Here is a 20519-nt window from a genome sequence, read left to right as displayed (position 1 = left end):
TCCATGCCCGGCTCTACAGACGCGAGCGCGCCACCAGTTCCCGCGCGATGGCACCCAACCGCTCCACCGCACCGATGAAGCGGGCATCCAGCGTCTGGCAGCAGGACAGCCGCAGGCAGTGGCGATAGCGCGCGCCACGCGAATACACCTGGCCGGGCATGAACACGATGTCCTCCAGCAGTGCACGCTCGAACAGCTCGCGGGTATCCACGCCCGGCAGTTCCAGCCACAGCAGGAATCCGCCCTGTGGTTCAGTGGCGCGGGTGCCAGCCGGGAAGTGCTCGGCCACCAGCTGGCGCAGCCGCCCCACCTGTTCGCGATACAACCGGCGCATGCGATGCAGGTGGTGCTCGTAGCTGCCTGCTTCCAGGTAGGCCGCGACCGCGTCGCCGAGCAGTTGCGGTTCGCCACCGGTCGACTGGAACTTCAGCAGCGCGATGCGCTCGGCGAAACGGCCGCCATCCAGCCAGCCGATGCGGTAATCCGGGGCCAGCGTCTTGGAAAAACCACCGACCACCATCACCCAGCCCTCGCGATCGAAGGCTTTCAGCAGCGGCGCTGGCGGTTCGCAGTACTGCAGCTCCGCATAGACTGCATCTTCGATCAGTGGCAGCTGGCGTGCGTTGACCAGTTCGGCCAGGCGCTGCTTGGCCGTGGTCGGCATGGTGCAGCCCAGCGGATTGTGCACGGTTGGCATCACCACCAGCGCGGCCAGCGTCGTATGCTCCAGCAGCCCATCCAGCGCGTCGACATCCAGGCCGTGTTGCGGGTGGGTGGGCAGTTCGATGGCCTGCAGGCCGAGATTGGCCAGCAAGGGGTACAGATTGAAGTAGGACGGTGCCTCGATGCCGACCGCGTCGCCGGGCTGGGTCACGGCACGCAGCGCCAGCTGCAGCGCTTCCATTGCACCGTGGGTCAGCAGCAGGCGGTCGCTGCGGGTATGCAGGCCCAGGCGCGGGCCGCGCCGCACGATCTGCGCCAGCAGCCGCGCCGAGCCATTCGGGCGCGCGTACGTCTCCACCGTCTGCTGGCCATGGCGCAGGACCTGCGCGGTGTGCCTGGCCAGCTGCGCGCCGGGATAGAACTGGCGGCCACGCGGGCCGGCGAAGGCCAGGTCGACCACGCCGGGACGGCGCTGCGCCTCCAGCACCCGCGCCATCAGCACCTGCTGCAGCGGTGCGGTCGGCGCCGAGGGCACATCACGCAGCGAACGTTCCGGCACGGACAGCCGCGGTGCCACCTCGAAGCCGGCCTTGGGCCGCGGAATGACCAGGCCGGCGTCTTCCAGCTGGCGGTAGGCGGCAATCACGGTGTTCAGGCTGAGCCGGCGCTGTGAGGCCATCTGCCGCAGCGAGGGCAGGCGGCTGCCGACCGGAAGGCGCCCGCCATGGATCGCTTCGGCCAGTTCATCGGACAGCCGCTGGTAGCGGGGAGGGATCATCGTGCCGTGGTCATCTGTATCCATCGAACATCCCGTCATCTGGTTCTGTACCCGTGATGACGGTGAGCCTAGCATGTCATTGTCGGCCAGGCCTGATCGGAGCGTGGCCGGTAATTTCCAAACGCACGGCTGGATGGCCGTGCGTCTTTTTTTGTGTAGAGCCGAGCCCATGCTCGGCTGCTGTTGGCGGAAGAGCAGCCGAGCGTGGGCTTGGCTCTACATGAGCGTCGTTACCGCATCGGCACCAGCACTGCATCGCGCCGGTACAGCGCCGGGAACTGCCTGCCGAGCGCGGCCAGCTTCGGTGCGTCGTAGTAGCGGATGTAGGCTGCCTGCGGGTAGTTCGTCATATAGTTCTGGTGGTAGCTCTCGGCCGGGTAGAAGCGCTGGCCGCTGACCAGCTGGGTGACGATCGGCGCGCGGTAGCTGCCGGCCTGGCCGAGCTGGGCCATATAGGCACGACTGGCCGCCTGCTGGCGGGCGTCATCAGTGAAGATCGCCGAGCGGTACTGGCTGCCGTGGTCCGGCCCCTGCCGATTGAGCTGGGTCGGGTCGTGCACCACCGAGAAGAACACCTGCATCAGCTGCCCATAGCTGACCTGGCGTGGGTCGTAATCGATCTTCACCGCCTCGGCATGGCCGGTGTGGCCGCCGCTGACCCGCTCATAGCGTGCATCGGCGGCGCTGCCCCCGATGTAGCCGGACACCGCGTTGCTTACACCTTTGACGTGCTGGAACACGCCCTGCACGCCCCAGAAGCAACCGCCGGCGAACACCACGCTGGCGTGGGGCGCGTCATCGCGGAAGGCCGCGTCGCCTGTGGGTACCGGCAGTGGCTGGGCCTGCGCGCTGGCCTCGACCGGTGCCGCGACCGCGCTGTGGTCGGCCAGCAGCACGCCGGCGATCAATGCCGTGGCCACCAGGCCGGCCACACCGGCGGCGATGCCCTGTTCAAAAGAGAGTTTCATCAGGTCCTCCCGGTTCAACCGAAGGTGAAGGCATAGGCCTGCACGCCCGCATCGAGGAATTCGATCTCGAAACGATGCGGGCCGACCGCGCCGCGCTGGCGTACCAGCTGGTACAGGCGGTGTTCGTCGACCACGCCGCTGCCATCGGCACCGACATCGCTGCCGGCATCGGCGGCGGGCAGCGGCCTGCCGTCCAGCCACACGCGGAAGCGCACCGGCTTTCCTTCCTGGCCCGGCGCCAGCACCAGATGCAGGTCGCGTGCGTGGAACTGGAACGCGATGCGGCCCCTCGCCCGCTGCAGCTGCGCGGCTTCATCGGTGACGGTCCAGCGCCCGGACAGTCCCCATTGGTTCAACGCCAGGGACGCCGGCAACGTGTAGTCGAACGCAATGTCATGGCGTTGCCCGCCGGGCGAGGCGAACTGCTCGGCGCGGGCGTGGCCCAGGTAGGTTTCCGGCGAGCGCAGGTTGCCCATGTCGGCCTGCACCGCCACGCCTTTGAGGTCGGCGGCAGCGGGATCGGCCGGCGGCGGCAGGTGCGTCTGGCCGGCTTCGGCCAGCAGGCGGCGGATCACCTGTTCCGAGCGCGCGTAGTTGCCTTCGCCAAACTGGTGGCCGCGGATGTTGCCCTGTGCATCGACGAAGTACTGCGCCGGCCAGTAGCGATTGTTGAACGCGCGCCAGATCGTGTACTGGCTGTCCAGCGCCACCGGATACTCGACCTCCAGCTGCTGCACCGCTTTCATCACGTTGCGCGGGTCACGCTCGAAGGCGAACTCCGGCGTGTGCACGCCGACCACCACCAGGCCGTAGTCGCGGTAGCGGCGCTCCCATTCGTGCACGAATGGCATCGCGCGCAGGCAGTTGATGCAGGAGTAGGTCCAGAAATCGACCAGCACCACCTTGCCGCGCAACTGCTGGGCAGTCAGTGGCGGGCTGTTGAGCCAGCCGGTGGCGCCATCCAGCGCGGGCAGAGTGCCTTCCACCGGCAGCGGCGCATCGGCCCCGGCATTGGCACCGGCCATCATCATCATCGGCGGTGCTGCCGGCTGCGCGCCGGGAACCGCATCCAGCAGGCCCTGCTCGATGCGCGCGGTGCTGACCGTCGAAAGACGGGTCAGCAGGCCGGTATCCCAGCCCAGGCCGATCGCCGCCACCGCCAGCAAGGCGGCCACGCCCAGCACCTTGCGCAGCACATCGCCGAGGCCAAGCCGGGCCTGCAGTGCACGGAACACGCGGCCGCCGACCCATACCGCCAGCGCCAGCGCGGTGATCGCGCCCAGCGCATAGGCCAGCAGCAGTGCGCTGGTGCCGGCGCTGGCGCCATTCAATGCCGCGCCGGTCAGCACCAGGCCGAGGATCGGTCCGGCGCAGGGCGCCCACAGCAGGCCGGTGGCAACGCCGATCAACAGTGACGTCCAGGCACCGCCACGTCCGGCTGCATCAGCGGCATCGGCGCGTGCGCTCAGGCGCGCGCCCATGCGCTGGAACGGTGCCAGCAGGTGATCGGCCAGTCGTGGCCACAGCAGTGCCAATGCGAACAACGCGATCAGCACCAGCGCGATCCAGCGGCCGACCTGGTTGGCCTGCGCGACCCATTGGCTGCCCACCGCGGCCAGGCTGGCGACCACGGTGAAGGTGAGTGCCATGCCCAGCAGCAGCGGCGCCGTGCTGCGCAGGAACGGACGGTCGGCGCGTGCGAACACGAACGGCAGCACCGGCAGGATGCAGGGGCTGAGCAGGGTCAGCGCACCGCCGAGGTAGGCAAGCAGCAGCAACAGCATCATCAGGCTCCGGGAACAGGGGAAGAATCGATGGGCACGCGCCAACCGCCCGCCGTGCCGCCATCGCCGGCACCGGGAATGAACACCAGGGCGACGCCGTTCATGCAGTAGCGCAGCCCGGTCGGGCGCGGACCATCGTTGAACACATGGCCGAGGTGGCCACCGCAGCGACGGCAGTGCACCTCCACCCGCAGCATCCCGAAGGTGACGTCACGGTCCTCGCCGACCGCATCGTGCAACGGTGCCCAGAAGCTGGGCCAGCCGGTGCCGCTCTCGAATTTGGTGGACGAGGAGAACAGCGGCAGCGCACAGCCGGCGCAGGCGAAGGTGCCCTGCCGGTGTTCCTTGTTGAGCGGGCTGCTCCACGGCCGTTCGGTGCCCTGCCGACGCAGCACCTCGTACTGCGCGGGGCTCAATCGCTGGCGCCATTGCGCATCGCTGTACATCACCTCGAACTGTCGCGGGCGACGCGCTTGGGCAGCGGCCGGGGCAGCACGGCTGCATGCCCCCAGGCCAAACAGGCCGGCGGCAGTGGCGACACCGCCCAGGCCCAGCAGGTGGCGGCGGGTGAGGGGCATGGGCGACTCCGGGAAGGGACGACGCGGCCATGCTGCGCCCGCCCCGGTCAACGAATCCTCACGCAGGATTCAATTTTTCGTGAGGTATCGGCGGCCATCCCGCGCCACAATGCAGGCAGCCCCCTGGCCCTCCGAACCGCCGATGTCGACCAAACGCGTCCTGATCGTTGAAGACGATGCCCATATCGCCGACCTGCTGCGCATGCACCTGGGCGACGAGGGCTACGATGTCGCCCACGCAGCCAGCGGCGACGGCGGCCTGCGCCTGCTGGAACAGGACGGTCCATGGGATGCCCTGGTGCTCGACGTGATGCTGCCCGGCGTCGACGGCCTGCAGGTATGCCAGCGTGCGCGTGCGATGGCGCGCTACGTGCCCATCATCATCATCAGTGCGCGTGGCAGCGAGACCCAGCGCATCGTCGGGCTGGAACTGGGCGCGGACGACTACCTGGCAAAACCCTTCTCGATGCCCGAGCTGGTGGCACGTGTGCGTGCCCTGCTGCGCCGTGCGGAGGCGATGGCCCAGAGCGCGCGCATCGATGCCGGCGCGATCGAGCTGGGCGGACTGCGGCTGGACCCGATCGCGCGCACCGCCTCGGTGGACGGCAACGCGCTGGAACTGACGCCCCGCGAATTCGACCTGCTGTTGTTCTTTGCCCGCCATCCCGGCCAGGTATTCGCGCGCATGGAGCTGCTCAACCAGGTCTGGGGCTACCAGCACGACGGCTACGAACACACGGTCAACACCCACATCAACCGCCTGCGCAGCAAGATCGAAGCCGACCCGGCCAACCCGCGGCGACTGCTGACGGTGTGGGGACGTGGCTACAAGCTGGTGGATCCCGCTGGGGCGGCATCGTGACCCGGCCGAACCTGTGGCAGAAGCTGGCAGCGGTGATCGCTGCGCTGATGCTGATGTGCTGCATGGCGCTTCTGGCGCTGCAGATGCGCGCCAACACGCGCCACGAGCAGGAGGTGGTGCAGCGGCTGTCGTTGGGTCTGGCCGAGCATATCGCGCAGCGCAGCGAACTGATGGATACCAGTGGCATGCGCGACGCGGCGGTACGCGCGTTGTTCGGCCAGTTGATGGCAGTCAATCCCAGCGTCGAGGTCTACCTGCTGGATGATCAGGGACGCATCCTCGGCCACGATGCGCCCAGTGGCCACCTGGTGCGCAACCGCGTTGACGTGGCGCCGCTGCGCGAACTGCTGGCCGGTGCACCGCTGCCAATCCTCGGCGACGACCCGCGCAGCCGTGATGGCCGCAAGGTGTTCAGCGTCGCGCCGCTGGTCGTGCAGGGTCGCCAGGCGGGCTACGTGTACGTGGTACTGGTCGGCGAGCACCGGCAGATGCTGGCCGACGATCTTGCGGCCAGCAACCAGTGGGACACCACGCTGTGGTCGGTGGTGCTGGTGGGGGGCCTCGGGCTGCTGGCCGGGCTGGTGGCGTTCTACTGGGTGACGCGCCCGCTGCGGCGGCTGACCCGGCGCATCCAGGCCTTCGACATCGACGCGCCCACGCCGCTGCCACCGCCGGCGCCGCTGCGCCCGGGCGAGCGCGACGAGCTGGTGATCCTTGAACATGCGCACGCGCAGATGGCGCAACGGCTGGGCGAGCAGTGGCAGCAGCTGCGCCAGCAGGACCTGCAGCGGCGCGAACTGGTGGCCAACATTTCGCACGACCTGCGCACGCCGTTGTCGTCGCTGCATGGCTACCTGGAAACGTTGGCACTCAAGGACGCCACGCTGTCACCGGACGAGCGCCGCCGCTATCTCGGCATCGCGCTGGCACAGAGTGCCAAGGTCGGCCGGCTGGCGCGCGCGCTGTTCGAACTGGCACGGCTCGAGCACGGCGAAGTGCGTTTGGAGTGGGAGGTCTTCGCGCTGCCGGAACTGCTGCAGGATGTCCTGCAGAAGTTCGAGCTCGGAGCGCAGGCGCGCGGCCAGCATCTGCACGCGGAGTTTCCGCCTGGCCTGCCGCTGGTGCGGGCCGATCTGGGGCTGGTCGAGCGCGTGCTGACCAATCTGCTCGACAACGCGCTGCGGCATGCGCCCCAGGGTGGCCGGATCGAGGTGCACCTGCGGGCGACCCCCGACAGCGTGGAGGTGAGCGTGGCCGATGACGGCCCCGGGGTGCCGCCTGCGCTGCGCACGCAGCTGTTCCAGGCGCCCGCCGCCCTTGGCGCCCGCCGTGGCGAGAACGGAGGCCTGGGCCTGCTGATCGTGCAGCGTATCGTGCAGCTGCATGGCCGCCACATCGAGCTGCGAGACAGTGACCAGGGGGCGTTGTTCGTGTTCGGCCTGCCGCGCGCGGTACCGGCGACCTAGCAGGCTGGCCCGCCTTCGGTGCGGAAGAAGCCGGGCATCAGGCAAAAAAAGACCCGGCAGAGGGAGGGATCTGCCGGGTCCGGATTGCATGGGGGGAGGGACCCACGCAATGAGCGTTGCGCCGCGTCAGTGGCTGTGCCCGTTCGCGTCCGCAGTTGATTGGTTGCAGCCCTGTACCAGTTCGGACCAGGCCTTGCCGGCCTGCAGGCCAAGCCCGACCACATCCTGCTGCGCCTGGCCCAGCCGCTGCAGGTTGTCCTGCCACAGCTGCGCGCCCCTGGAGAGCGTCCCGGCCGTATCCTCGCCGCGGGCCAGTTCACCCAGCCAGCCGCCGGTCGCGGTCAGGTTGCGCTCCATCGCCTTCAGCTGCACCCCGAACATGCTCTCTGCGTTCTCCAATGCCAGCCGGTTCGCGCGCGTTGCCGCGGCGGCGAGCTGGCGGGTGGCATCACTGAAGCGATCGCTGAAGGCGGCGGCCATGGGGCGTCATGGGAGTGGCTTGATGCATTGCAGCATACGCCGTTGATGCGGCAATGCAACAAAAAAATCGAAGGCGCCCCAGGCGCCTTCGAAAAACCTTACAGATCAACGGGTTGATCAGGCGCCGGGGCCGCGGTAGCGGCAGCCCGAGGTACAGGTTTCGTGCACCGTGATCTCGCTCAGCGCGGGCAGGCCGGGCTTGAGTTCGTTCCAGATCCATACCGCGAGGTTTTCGCTGGTCGGATTTTCCAGGCCCGGGATGTCGTTGAGGTAGTGGTGGTCCAGCCGCTCGTAGATCGGCTGGAAGGCCGCCTTCACGTCGCCGAAATCCATGATCCAACCGGTCTGTGCGCCGGGCTCGCCCTCGACTTTCAGTTCCACCCGGAACGAGTGGCCGTGCAGGCGCGCGCACTTGTGCCCGGGCGGCACGTTGGGGAGACGATGCGCCGCCTCCAGCATGAAGACTTTGAAGATTTCCATGGCGCGATTGTACGCCGCAGGCCAGTAAGCAGCTTGCGCGGATGTGGCTCTTCCGCAGATGCACTATTTCCATCCGGATGAAGAGATGATAGTTTCTCTTATATCCGTATGAAGAGATGTTATTGGCCGGTTCCGGCCAGGCATGGATTACTGCGGAACTTCGCCGTCCCCACCACCTCCCCACATCGTCATGCCCAAGCACACCCTGCTCGTGGCGGCCCTGGCCGCCGCTCTGGCCGCGCCTTTGCCCGCCGCTGCCGAAACCTCGACCGACGCCAGCGGCGAAGCCAGCACCCTGGCGGCCGTGCGCGTCACCGGTTCCAACATCAAGCGCGTTGACACCGAGGCCTCCAACCCGGTGCAGGTGATCGCCCGCCAGCAACTGGAGCAGACCGGCAAGGCCACCGTGGCCGACGTGCTGCGGTCGATCTCGGCCAATACCGGCAATGCCAACAACGAGACCACCAACAACGGCTGGGCGTCCGGCTCGGCCGGCATCGGCCTGCGCGGGTTGTCGCAGAAGAACACGCTGGTGCTGCTCAATGGCCGTCGCCTGGCCAACTACGGCTTTCCCGCCGGTGGCCTGTCCGACACCTTCGTCGATCTCAATGCCTTGCCGCTGGTTGCGGTGGAACGCATTGAGGTGCTCAAGGACGGTGCCTCGGCGGTGTACGGTTCGGACGCTGTAGCGGGGGTGGTCAACATCATCACCCGGCAGAACTTCGAAGGCGCCGAGATCGGCGGCAGCTTCGGTGGCGCCGACCAGGGCGGCCTGCACGAGCAGAACCTGAAGTTCGTCGGCGGCCTCGGCGATCTCGATACCGATGGCTACAACATCCTCTTCAGCCTGCAGGGCTACAACCGCGAACGCCTGGACCAGGACGAACGCAACCTGACCCGCAGTGGCATCTACACCGACAAGCCCGGTGGCCGCTGGAACGGCTGGTCGGCCAAGGGCGCGCGCTACCTGGTCAACGGCGTGTCGGTACCGATGCTCGATGCCAACGGCAACTGCCCGACCGGCACCACCCGTGTCGCCAGCGCGCCGATCGATGGCATGGCCGGCGATACCTGCGGCTACAACCAGGCGCCGTTCACCACGCTGATTCCTTCGACCAAGCGCTACCAGGCCTACGCCAACGGCACCTTCCGCCTGGGCGACAACGTCGAAGCTTTCGGCGAGGTGCTGTACAGCCAGATCAAGAGCGCCGCGTGGTTCGGCAGCAGCCCGTTCTTCACCCTGGAGAGCGGCCGCTTCGCACTGAATGCAGACAGCGGCCTGGCCGAGCCTGTGTCGTCGCTGCTGCCGGCCAGCAATCCGTACAACCCCTATGGCCGCGCGATCCCGATCGAATACACCTTCTTCGACCTCGGCGGCACCATCAAGACCAACCGTTCAACCGCCTACCGCGGTGTATTCGGGCTGCGCGGCACCACTGCGAACTGGGACTGGGAAGTCGCCGCGTTCGGTGCGCGCAGCAGCGAGCGCGAAACTGTGTCCGGCGGTTTCGCCAACCGCTGGGCGTTGGCCGATGCGTTGGCTACGGGCAGCTACAACCTGCTCGACCCGGCGGCGACGCCACAATCGGTGCGTGATGCGATCAACATCGCCACGCTGCGCCCGGCCGAATCCAAGCTGCAGGGCATCGATGCGAAGATCTCCGGCAGCCTGGGCCACACCTGGGCCGGCGAGATCGGCTTCGCTGCCGGAGCCGAGTGGCGCCGCGAGAAGCTCGACTCCAACAACCCGTGGCAGATCGATGCTGGCCTGCAGGTGCGCCCGGCCATCGCTGAAGTGCACGGCGAGCGCCAGGTCAGTGCAGCCTACGCCGAAGTGAACGTGCCGCTGGCCTCGACCCTGGAACTGTCCGCCGCCGCGCGCGCGGACCATTACGACGATTTCGGTGACGCGTTCTCGCCGAAGATCGGCCTGCGCTGGCAACCGCTCGACGTCCTGCTGGTGCGCGCCTCGGCGTCCAAGGGCTTCCGCGCGCCGTCGTTGTCGGAGAACTCCAACAGCACCAGCATCGCCTATGGCAGCGTGGTCGATCCGCGGGATCCGGACGTCCCGGGCTCGCGGCAGAACCCGACCTTCTTCACCGTCGGCAACAACGCGTTGAAGCCCGAGCGCACCAAGAGCGTGAACTTCGGCGTGGTGATGTCGCCGTGGGCAAACACCAACCTGAGCGTGGACTACTACCGCATCCAGCTGGACAACCTCGTCGGTACCAACAACACCCAGACCCTGGTCAACGACAACGTGGCCGGCGCCGTGCAGCGCGATGAGCGCGGCAAGCTGCAGGCGGTCTACAACCGCTACCAGAACCTGAGCGAGCTGAAGACCTCGGGCATCGATGTCGAACTGCGCCAGCGCATCCCGACCGCTGCGCTGGGCGACTTCACCCTGTCCTCGGCCTACACCCACGTGCGTGATTACCGTCGCCCGACCGTGGTCGGGGGCCCGCTGGTCGACTACGCCGGCAGCAACCTGGGCGCGACCCTGCCCAAGGACAAGGCCACCACCACGCTGGACTGGAAACTTGGCGATTTCAATGCGGCCGTGACCTGGTACTACACCAGCAGTTACCGCCAGGAAGCCAGCACCGCCGCCAAGGCCGTGCAGCAGCGCGTCGGCAGCTACAGCCAGTACGACCTGTACCTGGCCTACACCGGCATCGACAAGCTGACGCTGTACGCCAAGGTGCAGAACCTGGCCGACAGGACGCCACCGTACGACGCCTCGTTCCCGGGCATCCGCGCGCCGTACGACTTCAGCCAGTACGACCTGCGCGGCCGCTACTTCACGCTCGGCTTCGATTACCGCTTCTGATCCATCCGTCGCGGCCGGTCACCTGAAGGGGCCGGCCGCGCGCCTGTCTGCCGTTGTGTTCCAGGGGAGTCATCGTGTCCTTGCATCGCCGTGCCGTTCTTCCGTTTCTGATCGCAGCCGCCACCGTACTGTCCTCGCCACCGCCGGCGCAGGCACAGAGCGCCTACTTCTTCCCGCAGGCCACCGGAGCAGCGGCCTTCGATGCGGCGATTCCCACGCCGGAGCAGTTCCTCGGCTATCCGATCGGCAGCCGCTACACCCGGCACGACCAACTGGTGGCGTACTTCCAGGAACTGGCCCGGCACTCGGACAAGATCAGCGTGCGCGAGATCGGCCGCAGCTATGAAGGCCGCCCGCTGCTGATCGCCACCGTCACCGCCCCAGGCAACCACGCGCGGCTGGAGCAGCTGCGCCAGCAGCACGCGACCCTGGCCGATCCGGCGCAGCCGCGAAGCGCGGCCGGTGACAGCCCGGTGGTGGTGTGGCTGGGCTACAGCGTGCATGGCAACGAGACCTCCAGCGCCGAAGCGGCGATGCTGACCGCTTACTACCTGGTGGCCAACCGCAGCGCGGAAACCCAGCAGTGGCTGCAGCAGGCGGTGGTGCTGTTCGACCCGGCGCAGAACCCGGACGGCCGCGATCGCGCCGCCAACTGGCACAACGCCTGGGCTTCCGATCCGGCTTCGGCCGACCCGGCCGACAAGGAGCACGTGGAGCCCTTCCCGCAGGGCCGCACCAACCACTACTTCACCGATCTCAACCGCGACTGGCTGGCGCTGACCCAGCAGGAGTCGCGGCCAAAGGTGGAACTGTTCCACCAGTGGTACCCGAACGTGCAGATCGATTTTCATGAGATGGGCAAGGACAGCACCTATTACTTCGAGCCCTCGCCGAAGAGCATGCACAGCCCGCTGATTCCGGCGGCGTCGTACGAATTCAACAGGACCCTGGCCAAGTACCACGCGCAGGCACTGGATGCGCTGGGCTCGCTGTACTACACCGGCGAGAACTTCGACAACTTCTCGCCGGTATACGGCTCTACCTATCCGGACTTCCATGGTGCCGTCGGCGTGACCGTCGAGCAGGCCAGTTCGCGTGGCCGCGTGCAGGAGTCGGTGAACGGCCTGCTGACTTTCCCGTTCACCATTCGCAACCAGGTCGCTACCGGCCTCGGCACGGTGCGTGGCGCGGTGGCCGAGCGCAGCGGCCTGTTCGACCTGCAGAAGCAGTTCTTCCAGAGTGCGCTGAAGCAGGCAGCGCAGCAGCCGGTGAAGAGCTTCGTGTTCGGCGATACGCATGATCCGGCGCTGACCCGTCGCCTGCTGGAACTGTTGCTGCTGCACCGCATCGAGGTGCGCGCGCTGGACCGTGCGGTCAGCGTTGATGGCCTGCGCTTCGAGGCGGGGAGCGCCTACGTGGTGCCAGTGCAGCAGGCGCAGTTCCGCCTGGTGCATTCGATCTTTGCCGAGACGCCGCCGATCAAGGGCGACGTGTTCTACGGCAGCACCAGCTACGCAATCGCACCGGCCTACGGCGTGGCCTTCGCGGGCAGCCGCAGCCGCATCGAAGGCGGCGCACGCGTGACCGCGCTCCCGGCGGAGCACGGTGCGGTGCTGGGCGGCCAGGCCGGATTCGCATACGCGATCGACTGGCGCGACTACAACGCCGGACGCGCGCTGGCCGCGCTGCAGGGCAAGGGCGTGAGCGCACGTGCGGCATTCCAGCCATTCACCACCGCGACCGCGCAGGGCGACGTCAGCTTCGCCGCCGGCGGCCTGGTGATTCCGGTTGCCGGGCAAACGCTGCAGGGCGCGGCGCTGCTTGAGGCAGTAACCTCGGCCGCGCGCGAGGCGGGTGTGCAGGTGCACGCGCTGTCCAGTGGCCGCAGCCGCGAAGGCATCGATCTGGGCAGTGACGGCGTCAAGGCGCTGCGCAAACCCTCGGTTGCGCTGGTGATGGGCGAGGGCGTGGCCGCCACCGAGATCGGCTCGGCCTGGTTCCTGCTCGACCAGCAGTTGCACTTGCCCGCCAGCAAGCTGGACCCGCAGCAGCTGGGCAAGGTGCCGCTGGACCGCTACACCACGATCGTGCTGGCCGGTGGCACCTACACGGGCATCGATGCCACGGCGGTGGCTGCATTGAAGCGCTGGGTACAGGCCGGTGGTTCACTGGTGACCTACGGCAGTGCCTCGAAGTGGGCGATCGAGCAGAAGCTGGCCGACGGCGAGAAGCTCGGCAAGGAAGAAGAGGCGGCCGGTGAAAGCCGGCGTGCGTTCGGTGACCAGCGAGACATCGCGGCAATCGAGCGGGTCAGCGGCAACATCCTCAGTGCCGACGTGGATACCAGCCATCCGCTGGCGTTCGGCGTGCCGCGCCGGCAGCTGGCAATCAACAAGGAAAGCACGGTGACGTTGCAGCCGAGCACGAACCCGTTCTCGACGGTAGTGCGCATCGACACACCACCGCGGGTGAACGGGTATCTGTCCGAGCGCAATCGCGCCCGGGTGGCCGGCAGTGCGTGGCTGCTGGTATCGCCACAGGGGCAGGGCAACGTAGTCCTGTTTGCCGATGATCCGGCGCACCGCAAGTATTGGCACGGGACGGATCGGCTGCTGATCAACGCGATCTTCTTCGGGAATCTGGTGAATCCGAGTAAGGCGCGGGGTTGAGGCGTTTGGCGCCTAGTTGTTGTTGTGCATGGGAGGCAGGGGGCCTCAGCCAGGACACGCCGTGAACCCATCCATGGGGGCTCGATGGCGCCATCCTTGGCGCCAACGGTCCTGGCTGAGGCCCCCTGCCTCCCATGACAGTTTCCTGCGGGCGCGGACGCATCAGACCCCAAGGCGGAGCAAGGGCAAAAGCAAAAGCAAAGGCAAGACCAGGAATTGCGGCTTCGGCTTTTGAATTTGAATTTGAATTTGAATTTAATCTTCTTCTCCCGGCTACCCGGCGGGACAAGTAGGTGCTGGCGATCTCCGAAGCGGCGCAGGGCGGAGTGGGGGCAAAACCGTGAGCGCCATGGATGGCGCGATCGAGCCCCCATGGATGGGTTTACGGCGTGTTTTGCCCCCACTCCGCCCTGCGCCGCCCCAAGCCGAACCATCCGCGTGCTTTCACCCACGGTAGCCGACAAAAAAAAGGACGGCGCGTCAGCGCCGTCCCCCGATAGCCCCCGCGCAGCGGGAGGCACCCCCCATGTCAGCTGGGATCAGCCGGCGCGACCGCCGCCGTTGCCACCCTGGCCGCGGCCACGGCCGCCACCATTGCCGCCACCCCCACGACGCTGGCCCTGACCGGCGCCTGCACGCTGCTGTCCATTGCCACCCCCCTCGCGACGGCCACCACCGGCCTTCTTCGGGCCGGCGTGCGCATGGCGCGGCGCATCGCCGTGCGGACGGCGTGCGTGGTTCTTGCGCGGCGCACGCTCGCCACCCGGCTGATCGGCCTTGCCCGGTGCACTGTTGCCCCAGCGGATCGGCACCTGCAGCTCGAAGCCCGGCAAATCGCGGATGTCCATGTCGCGGCCCAGCAGGCGCACGATCGCGCGCAGCAGCTTCACTTCGTCCTGCGCCACCAGCGAGATTGCCTGGCCGGTCGCGCCGTTGCGGCCGGTACGGCCGATGCGGTGCACGTAGTCCTCGGCCACCATCGGCAGGTCGAAGTTGATCACCTTCGGCAGCTCGTTGATGTCGATGCCGCGCGCGGCAATGTCGGTGGCCACCAGCACGGTCACGCGGCCGGCCTTGAAGTCGCCCAGCGCACGCAGGCGCTGGCCCTGGCTCTTGTTGCCGTGGATCGCTGCGGTCTTGATGCCCGACTTTTCCAGGAACGTGGCCAGCTTGTCGCTACCGTGCTTGGTGCGGGCAAACACCAGGGTCTGCTCGCGGCTGTCCTGTGCCAGCAGATGCAGCAGCAGATCGCGCTTGCGGCCGGCGTCGACCGGATGCACGCGGTGGGTGATGGTTTCGGCCACGGTGTTCTTCGGCGTCACCTGGATCTGTTCCGGGTTGCGCATGAACTCCAGGGCCAGCTGGCGGATGTTGTCCTCGAACGTGGCCGAGAACAGCAGGGTCTGGCGGTTCTGCTTCGGCAGCTTGGCCAGGATCCGCTTGATCGACGGCAGGAAGCCCATGTCGAGCATGCGGTCGGCCTCGTCCAGTACCAGCAGTTCGATGCCGGACAGGTCGATGCTGCGGCGCTCCAGGTGGTCGATCAGGCGGCCCGGGCAGGCGACCAGCAGGTCCACGCCGCGGCGCAGGATGTCCAGCTGGTTGCCCATGCCGACGCCGCCATAGATGCAGGCGCTGGGGATGCGCAGGTACTTGCTGTAGCCGCGCAGGCTGTCATGCACCTGGGTGGCCAGTTCGCGGGTCGGAGCCAGGATCAGCGCGCGCGGCCTGCGCGGGCCGCCGCCACGCACTTCCTGCGGGGCAGTGCCCAGATGCTGCAGCAGCGGCAGGCCGAAGGCGGCGGTCTTGCCGGTACCGGTCTGTGCCCCAGCCAGCAGGTCGCGACCGGCCAGCGCCAGCGGGATCGCCTGCTGCTGGATCGGGGTCGGGGTTTCATAGCCCTGCTCGGCGAGCGCACGCAGCAGGAAGGGCGCCAGGCCCAGCGATTCAAACGACATTGAGTTTGCTCCAGATACAAGAAACGCCTGTCCGAACGGACAGACGGGGGCAGATCAGACTGATCGGCTGACTCGGAGCGTTCCCGTGAACCGCGCTGCGAGAAGTTGGGTGCAGCCGGCACGGAGCGCAGGCTGGAATGCGTGACGAACGGCGTCGGAGTGGGGGCGGGCGACGGGGCGGACCCCGGACGCCGGCGATCCCGAAGGGAAACGGACGGCCGCTGCAGACCTGCCCAGTCTAACCGATGGCTGAGACCTCGCGCAAAAAGCCCCGTTCAGGTAAGGGTTCTCTCTGCAGGGCTGCGCCCTGCACCTGCAGAGGCCGAAACAACGGCAAAGACCGGGTTCCTGTGGGTAAGCGGGGTGGGCGGGCAGGACCGTTGGCGCCATGGATGGCGCCATCGAGCCCCAGGGATGGGTTCACGGCGTGTCCTGCCCGCCCACACCGCCCCGCCAAACCCGCAGACAACCCAGAGCCGGCTGTTGCCCTTGACGTTGCCTTGGCTTGAAGCGGGTGCAGGGTGCAACCCTGCCGAACCCCCACTGCGGTAGGGTGGGCCGATGCGGCGCTGCAGCTTGGCGTCGCCGCATATTTGATTACACTTGAAACTTGTTTGCCCACGACTCCGGACACCCACCCATGAAGCTTGGTTCTTTGAAGGAAGGCGGCCGCGATGGCACCCTGATCGTCGTCTCGCGTGACCTTCGCCACGGCGTGCGCGCCATCGGGATTGCCGCCACCCTGCAGCAGGCCCTGGAGGACTGGAGCCACGTCGCGCCGCGCCTGAACGCCCTGTACGAATCCCTCAATGCCGGCGACGCCGATGGTGTGTTCGACCTCGACCCGCAGGCCCTGGCTGCGCCGCTGCCGCGAGCCTACGAGTTCGTTGATGGCAGCGCCTACCTGCCGCACGTTGAACGCGTGCGCCGCGCGCGCGGGGCAGAGGTGCCGGAGAGCTTCTATACCGACCCGCTGATGTACCAGGCCACCAGCGCCGGCTTCTACGGACCGCGCGATGCGGTGAAGGTAGCCAGCGAGGATTACGGCATCGACCTGGAAGCGGAAATCGTGGTGATCACCGATGACGTTCCGATGGCCGCTACCCCGGAACAGGCCGCCGGCCACATCCAGCTGGTCGGCCTGGTCAACGACGTCTCGCTGCGCAACCTGATCCCGGGCGAGCTGGCCAAGGGTTTCGGCTTCCTGCAGTCCAAGCCGCGCTCGGCGCTGTCGCCGGTGTTCGTCACTCCCGATGAGCTGGGCGCTGCCTGGCAGGACAACAAGGTGCACCTGCCGCTGCTGACCCATGTCAACGGCCAGTGGTTTGGCGCGCCGGAAGCCGGCGTCGACATGCAGTTCAATTTTGCCCAACTCGTCGCGCATGCGGCCAGGACCCGTCCGCTGGGCGCCGGCACCATCGTCGGTTCGGGCACCATCGCCAACGAAGACACCAGCAAGGGCGCTTCGTGCTTCGCCGAGCAGCGCGTGGTCGAGACCCTGCGTGACGGCAAGCCGATCACGCCGTTCATGTCCTTCGGCGACGTGGTCCGCATCGAGATGCTCGATGCCGCGGGCAACAGCATCTTTGGTGCGATCGAGCAGCGCATCGAGCAGGCAGCCAAGCCCTGAGCATGGAGGCGGCAATGGAGATCCCGGTCGACGACGGCATCGTGCTGTACACCTACTGGCGCTCCAGCGCCGCCTACCGCGTGCGCATCGGCCTGGAGCTGAAGGGCCTGGCCTGGGAGGCGCGGCCGGTGCACCTGGTGCGAGAAGGCGGCGAACAGCATCGCGGCGACTATCGCGCGCTCAACCCGCAGCAACTGGTGCCGACCCTGCAGCACGATGGGCATACCCTGACCCAGTCGCTGGCGATCCTCGAATACCTGGATGAACGTTTCCCGCAGGTTCCATTGCTGCCGGCCGACGCCGCCGGCCGCGCACGGGTGCGCGCGCTGGGCCAGCTGGTCGCCTGCGATATCCACCCGATCAACAACCTGCGGGTGATGCAATACCTGGAGCGCAACCTGCAGGTACCGGCCCAAGCGCGCACGCAATGGACCCTGCACTGGATCGCCGAAGGCCTGGCGGCGATGGAAGCCCTGCTGGCCGGCAGCAGCGACACCGGCACCTTCTGCCATGGCGACCGCCCTGGCCTGGCGGATATCTGCCTGCTGCCGCAGCTGTACAACGCGCACCGCTTCGGCCTGGACCTGGCAGCCTATCCAACCCTGCGCCGCATCGAAGCGGCCTGCCAGACGCTGGACGCGTTCGAGCGGGCGCGCCCGGAAAACCAGCGCGACGCGGCCTGAGGCGGGGCGGGACCCGCGGGGCCCGGCCCCGCGGTTCCAGGTTCAGAATCCGTGGGTGATGCTGGGCTGCCCGCTCGAGAAGTCCGCGTACGGATCGTGTTCGCCGCTGCTGCCCTCGGACAGGCGGAACTTCAGGGCCAGGCCATCGCGCGAGTCGGCTGCGCGCAGTGCCTCTTCCTGCTCGATGATGCCGGCCTTGGCCAGCCGGAACAGGCACTGGTCGAAGCTCTCCATGCCTTCTTCCAGCGAGGCTTCCATCGCTGCCTTGATCTCGTGCACCTGGCCGCGGCGCAGCAGGTCGCGGATCATCGGCGTGTTGATCAGGACCTCGGTGGCCGGCAGGCGACGGCCTTCCTTGTTCTTCACCAGGCGCTGGCTGATCACCGCACGCAGGTTCAGCGCCAGGTTCATCAGCACGTTCTTGTGCGCGCTTTCCGGGAAGAAGTTGAGGATGCGCTCGATGGTCTGGTCGGCGTTGTTGGAGTGCAGCGTGGCCAGGCACAGATGGCCGGTCTCGGCGAAGGCGATTGCCGCCTCCATCGTTTCCGCATCCAGGATCTCGCCGATCAGGATCACGTCCGGCGCCTCGCGCATCGCGTTCTTCAGCGCGTTGTGGAAGGCATGGGTATCCAGGCCGACCTCGCGCTGGTTGACGATCGACATCTTGTGCTTGTGCAGGTACTCGATCGGATCCTCGATGGTGAGGATGTGACCGGTGGTGGTGCTGTTGCGGTGGTCGATCATCGACGCCAGCGAGGTGGACTTGCCGGAACCGGTGGACCCCACCACCAGCACCAGCCCGCGCGGGGTCATGATGACGTCCTTGAGCACCTGCGGGAGGTTCAGTTCTTCGATGCTCGGGATGCGGCTGCGGATGGCGCGGATGACCATGCCGACCTCGCCGCGCTGCTTGAATACGTTGACGCGGAAGCGTCCTGCATCGGGCAGGGCGATGGCCATGTTGAGCTCCAGCTCACGCTCGAACTGTGGCACCTGGCCCTCGTCCATCAGCGAGTAGGCGATCTTCTTGACCATGCCCGGCGGCAGGCCGGTGTTGCCCAGCGGATAGAGCTTCCCCTCGATCTTGATATAGACCGGTGCCCCGGTGGTCAGGAACATGTCCGAAGCGTTCTTTTCGGTCATCAGCTTCAGGAAGTAGCCGATATCCATCGCGAATTTTCCCCAACGAAACGGCCGACGCCCGTTGCCAGCACGGTGTCGGCTTGACGACAATGGCCGTGAACCGACAACCGGTACGGCCTCCCCAATGAAACGACTTAGCTTCGCACGAATGCGCCATGGCCTGTATGTGATGGCGTTTGCATTCGCACTGTCTGCCCCCGCCGGGGCGCAGGACGCTGCGCTGGAACTGGCGCAGGCCCGGCAGGCGGTGGACAAGGCCACCCAAGCCGATGCCGACCAGTACGCCCCGGACCTGATCGGGCTGGCCCGGCAGGGACTGGAGCAGGCCCAGCGCGCCGCTGGGGATCGCCGCGAGCGCAAGAATGCTCCGGCGATGGCCCTGCGCGCCGCCGCCGATGCCGACCTGGCCCGCGTCCGCAGCGAGGAAGCCACCGTCACCGCGCAGCTGCAGCTGCGCCGCAACGAGGTCAACCAGCTGCAGCGCCAGCTGTCGACCGGGGAGGACCGCCGGTGAAGCCGATGACCGCCGCAACCCTGGCCGCGCTGTTGGCGCTGCCGACCCTGGCCGTGGCCGCCGACAACCCGATGGTGGCCCAGCTGAGCCAGCGCCTGATGGCGATCCAGGCCAATCCTGACACGGCCGAGCTGGGCGCGTTCGAGCGCATGCAGGCCCAGCAGGCCATCGCCACGCTGGACAAGGCCAAGCGCCGCGACCAGGAGCTGGCCACCTACCTGGCCGAGCGCCGGGTCGAGATCGCCGAGACCGCGGTGCGCACCGCACTGGCCGCGCGCGAGGTGGACCGCCTGGAGCGGACCCGCAGCGACCTGTTGATCGAGGCCAGCCGCCGCGATGCGGCCCGTGCCCGCCAGGAAGCCGAGCAGCTGCGCATGCAGGCGCAGATGCAGGCCGAGGAGGCCGAACGCCTGCGCCAGGCCGCCGAGGCCGAGACCCTGGCCCGCCAGGACGCCGAGAACGCCCTGAGCAGCGTGGCCGGCAAGCAGCAGCAACGCCTCAGCGCCGCGCAGCAGAACGCCGCCCGGCTCGCCCGCGAGGAGGCCGAGCTGGTGTCCGGACAGAAGCTGCCGGGTTCGAAGTTCGATGGCCGTGGCGAAGTCTTCACCTTCGCTGGCGACGCGTTCGCCGCAGGCGCGTCCAGCCTGTCCGGCGGGGCCCGCAACCAGGCCAGGGCACTGGCTGAATACCTGAACATCGGCAAGAAGGGTGGCCTGCGCATCGAGGCCTACGACAGTGCCAACGGTGTCGGCCAGAAGCGGGCCGAAGCGCTGCGCGATGCGCTGGTGGCGGCCGGTGTCGCGAGCAACCGGATCCAGGTCAGCGGCAAGAAGGCCGCCTCCACCCGGGCGCGCTCGGCCGAGGTCATCATCGCCCCGTAATTGCTTGAAATTGTTTGCTTTTCGTTGCGATGAGCATTCAGCCTGAACCCCGCCCCGGCGGGGTTCGGTCTTTTTGACGCAGGGGCTTGAACCCCGCCTGGAGCAGGCGTAGGGTCAATCGTCCGGGACGCAATGCCGCGGACCGGACGATG

At 67.6% G+C, this 20519-nt stretch carries 16 protein-coding genes; 8 read left to right on the top strand and 8 right to left on the bottom strand.

Annotated elements, in window-relative coordinates; translation table 11 throughout:
- Positions 1–13 precede the first annotated feature (13 nt).
- From A9K58_RS11015 to msrB, 4 genes are all read right to left on the bottom strand, one after another.
- Positions 14–1465 (bottom strand): aminotransferase-like domain-containing protein, encoded by a 1452-nt coding sequence (locus A9K58_RS11015; RefSeq protein ID WP_065199399.1) that lies wholly within the window; start codon positions 1463–1465, stop codon positions 14–16.
- Between the two features lie 206 nt (positions 1466–1671).
- Complete coding sequence (gene msrA, locus A9K58_RS11010; RefSeq protein WP_065199398.1) at positions 1672–2409, bottom strand: peptide-methionine (S)-S-oxide reductase MsrA; 738 nt, start codon at positions 2407–2409, stop codon at positions 1672–1674.
- 14 nt (positions 2410–2423) lie between these two features.
- Positions 2424–4193 carry a cytochrome c biogenesis protein DipZ gene (locus tag A9K58_RS11005; RefSeq protein ID WP_065199397.1) on the bottom strand — a complete coding sequence of 590 codons (1770 nt, stop codon included), beginning with the start codon at positions 4191–4193 and terminating at the stop codon, positions 2424–2426.
- Positions 4194–4195: 2 nt separating this feature from the next.
- Positions 4196–4771, bottom strand: a complete 576-nt coding sequence (msrB, locus tag A9K58_RS11000) for a peptide-methionine (R)-S-oxide reductase MsrB (RefSeq protein ID WP_065199396.1) — start codon at positions 4769–4771, stop codon at positions 4196–4198.
- A gap of 142 nt (positions 4772–4913) precedes the next feature.
- On the opposite strand from msrB, the gene A9K58_RS10995 reads away from it, so the two are divergent.
- On the top strand, positions 4914–5633 hold the full coding sequence (locus tag A9K58_RS10995) for a response regulator transcription factor (protein WP_065199395.1): 720 nt from the start codon (positions 4914–4916) through the stop codon (positions 5631–5633).
- Positions 5630–7099, top strand: coding sequence for a sensor histidine kinase (locus A9K58_RS10990; RefSeq protein ID WP_065199394.1), 1470 nt, complete (start codon positions 5630–5632; stop codon positions 7097–7099). The genes A9K58_RS10995 and A9K58_RS10990 overlap by 4 nt, the downstream gene beginning before the upstream one ends.
- Positions 7100–7225: 126 nt before the next feature.
- Here the strand turns inward: A9K58_RS10990 and A9K58_RS10985 are convergent, their stop codons facing one another.
- Positions 7226–7579 carry a phasin family protein gene (locus A9K58_RS10985; protein WP_065199393.1) on the bottom strand — a complete coding sequence of 118 codons (354 nt, stop codon included), beginning with the start codon at positions 7577–7579 and terminating at the stop codon, positions 7226–7228.
- Positions 7580–7696: 117 nt separating this feature from the next.
- Positions 7697–8059 (bottom strand): 6-carboxytetrahydropterin synthase QueD, encoded by a 363-nt coding sequence (queD, locus tag A9K58_RS10980; protein WP_065199392.1) that lies wholly within the window; start codon positions 8057–8059, stop codon positions 7697–7699.
- A gap of 190 nt (positions 8060–8249) precedes the next feature.
- Between queD and A9K58_RS10975 the strand changes: the two genes are divergently transcribed.
- The gene (locus A9K58_RS10975) at positions 8250–10889 is read left to right on the top strand and encodes a TonB-dependent receptor plug domain-containing protein (protein WP_065199391.1); all 2640 of its coding nucleotides are present in this window, start codon (positions 8250–8252) and stop codon (positions 10887–10889) included.
- Between the two features lie 74 nt (positions 10890–10963).
- A complete protein-coding gene (locus tag A9K58_RS10970) occupies positions 10964–13558 on the top strand; it encodes a M14 metallopeptidase family protein (protein WP_065199390.1) in 2595 nt (864 codons plus the stop codon).
- A 539-nt stretch (positions 13559–14097) separates the two neighbouring features.
- Here the strand turns inward: A9K58_RS10970 and A9K58_RS10965 are convergent.
- Entirely contained in the window at positions 14098–15516 is a 1419-nt protein-coding gene (locus A9K58_RS10965; RefSeq protein ID WP_065199389.1) for a DEAD/DEAH box helicase, read from the bottom strand.
- 640 nt (positions 15517–16156) lie between these two features.
- Here A9K58_RS10965 and A9K58_RS10960 point away from each other — a divergent pair.
- Together A9K58_RS10960 and maiA are read left to right on the top strand one after the other, a co-directional pair.
- Positions 16157–17146: a fumarylacetoacetate hydrolase family protein gene (locus tag A9K58_RS10960; RefSeq protein WP_065199388.1), complete on the top strand. Its 990-nt coding sequence runs from the start codon at positions 16157–16159 to the stop codon at positions 17144–17146.
- A gap of 14 nt (positions 17147–17160) precedes the next feature.
- Entirely contained in the window at positions 17161–17829 is a 669-nt protein-coding gene (gene maiA / locus A9K58_RS10955; protein ID WP_065199387.1) for a maleylacetoacetate isomerase, read from the top strand.
- A 42-nt stretch (positions 17830–17871) separates the two neighbouring features.
- Here the strand turns inward: maiA and A9K58_RS10950 are convergent, their stop codons facing one another.
- Entirely contained in the window at positions 17872–18999 is a 1128-nt protein-coding gene (locus A9K58_RS10950; protein ID WP_065199386.1) for a PilT/PilU family type 4a pilus ATPase, read from the bottom strand.
- 121 nt (positions 19000–19120) lie between these two features.
- Here A9K58_RS10950 and A9K58_RS10945 point away from each other — a divergent pair, with 121 nt between their 5' ends.
- Together A9K58_RS10945 and A9K58_RS10940 are read left to right on the top strand one after the other, a co-directional pair.
- Positions 19121–19486, top strand: coding sequence for a DUF4398 domain-containing protein (locus A9K58_RS10945; protein ID WP_065199385.1), 366 nt, complete (start codon positions 19121–19123; stop codon positions 19484–19486).
- On the top strand, positions 19483–20367 hold the full coding sequence (locus A9K58_RS10940; RefSeq protein WP_081284033.1) for an OmpA family protein: 885 nt from the start codon (positions 19483–19485) through the stop codon (positions 20365–20367). Before A9K58_RS10945 ends, A9K58_RS10940 begins: the two co-directional genes overlap by 4 nt.
- The last annotated feature ends 152 nt before the right edge of the window (positions 20368–20519 follow it).

The organism is Stenotrophomonas maltophilia, assembly GCF_001676385.1.
Taxonomy (GTDB): Bacteria; Pseudomonadota; Gammaproteobacteria; order Xanthomonadales; family Xanthomonadaceae; genus Stenotrophomonas; species Stenotrophomonas maltophilia_J.
The sequence above is the reverse complement of the archived record's forward strand: the minus strand, read 5'-3'. Positions and strand labels throughout refer to the sequence as shown.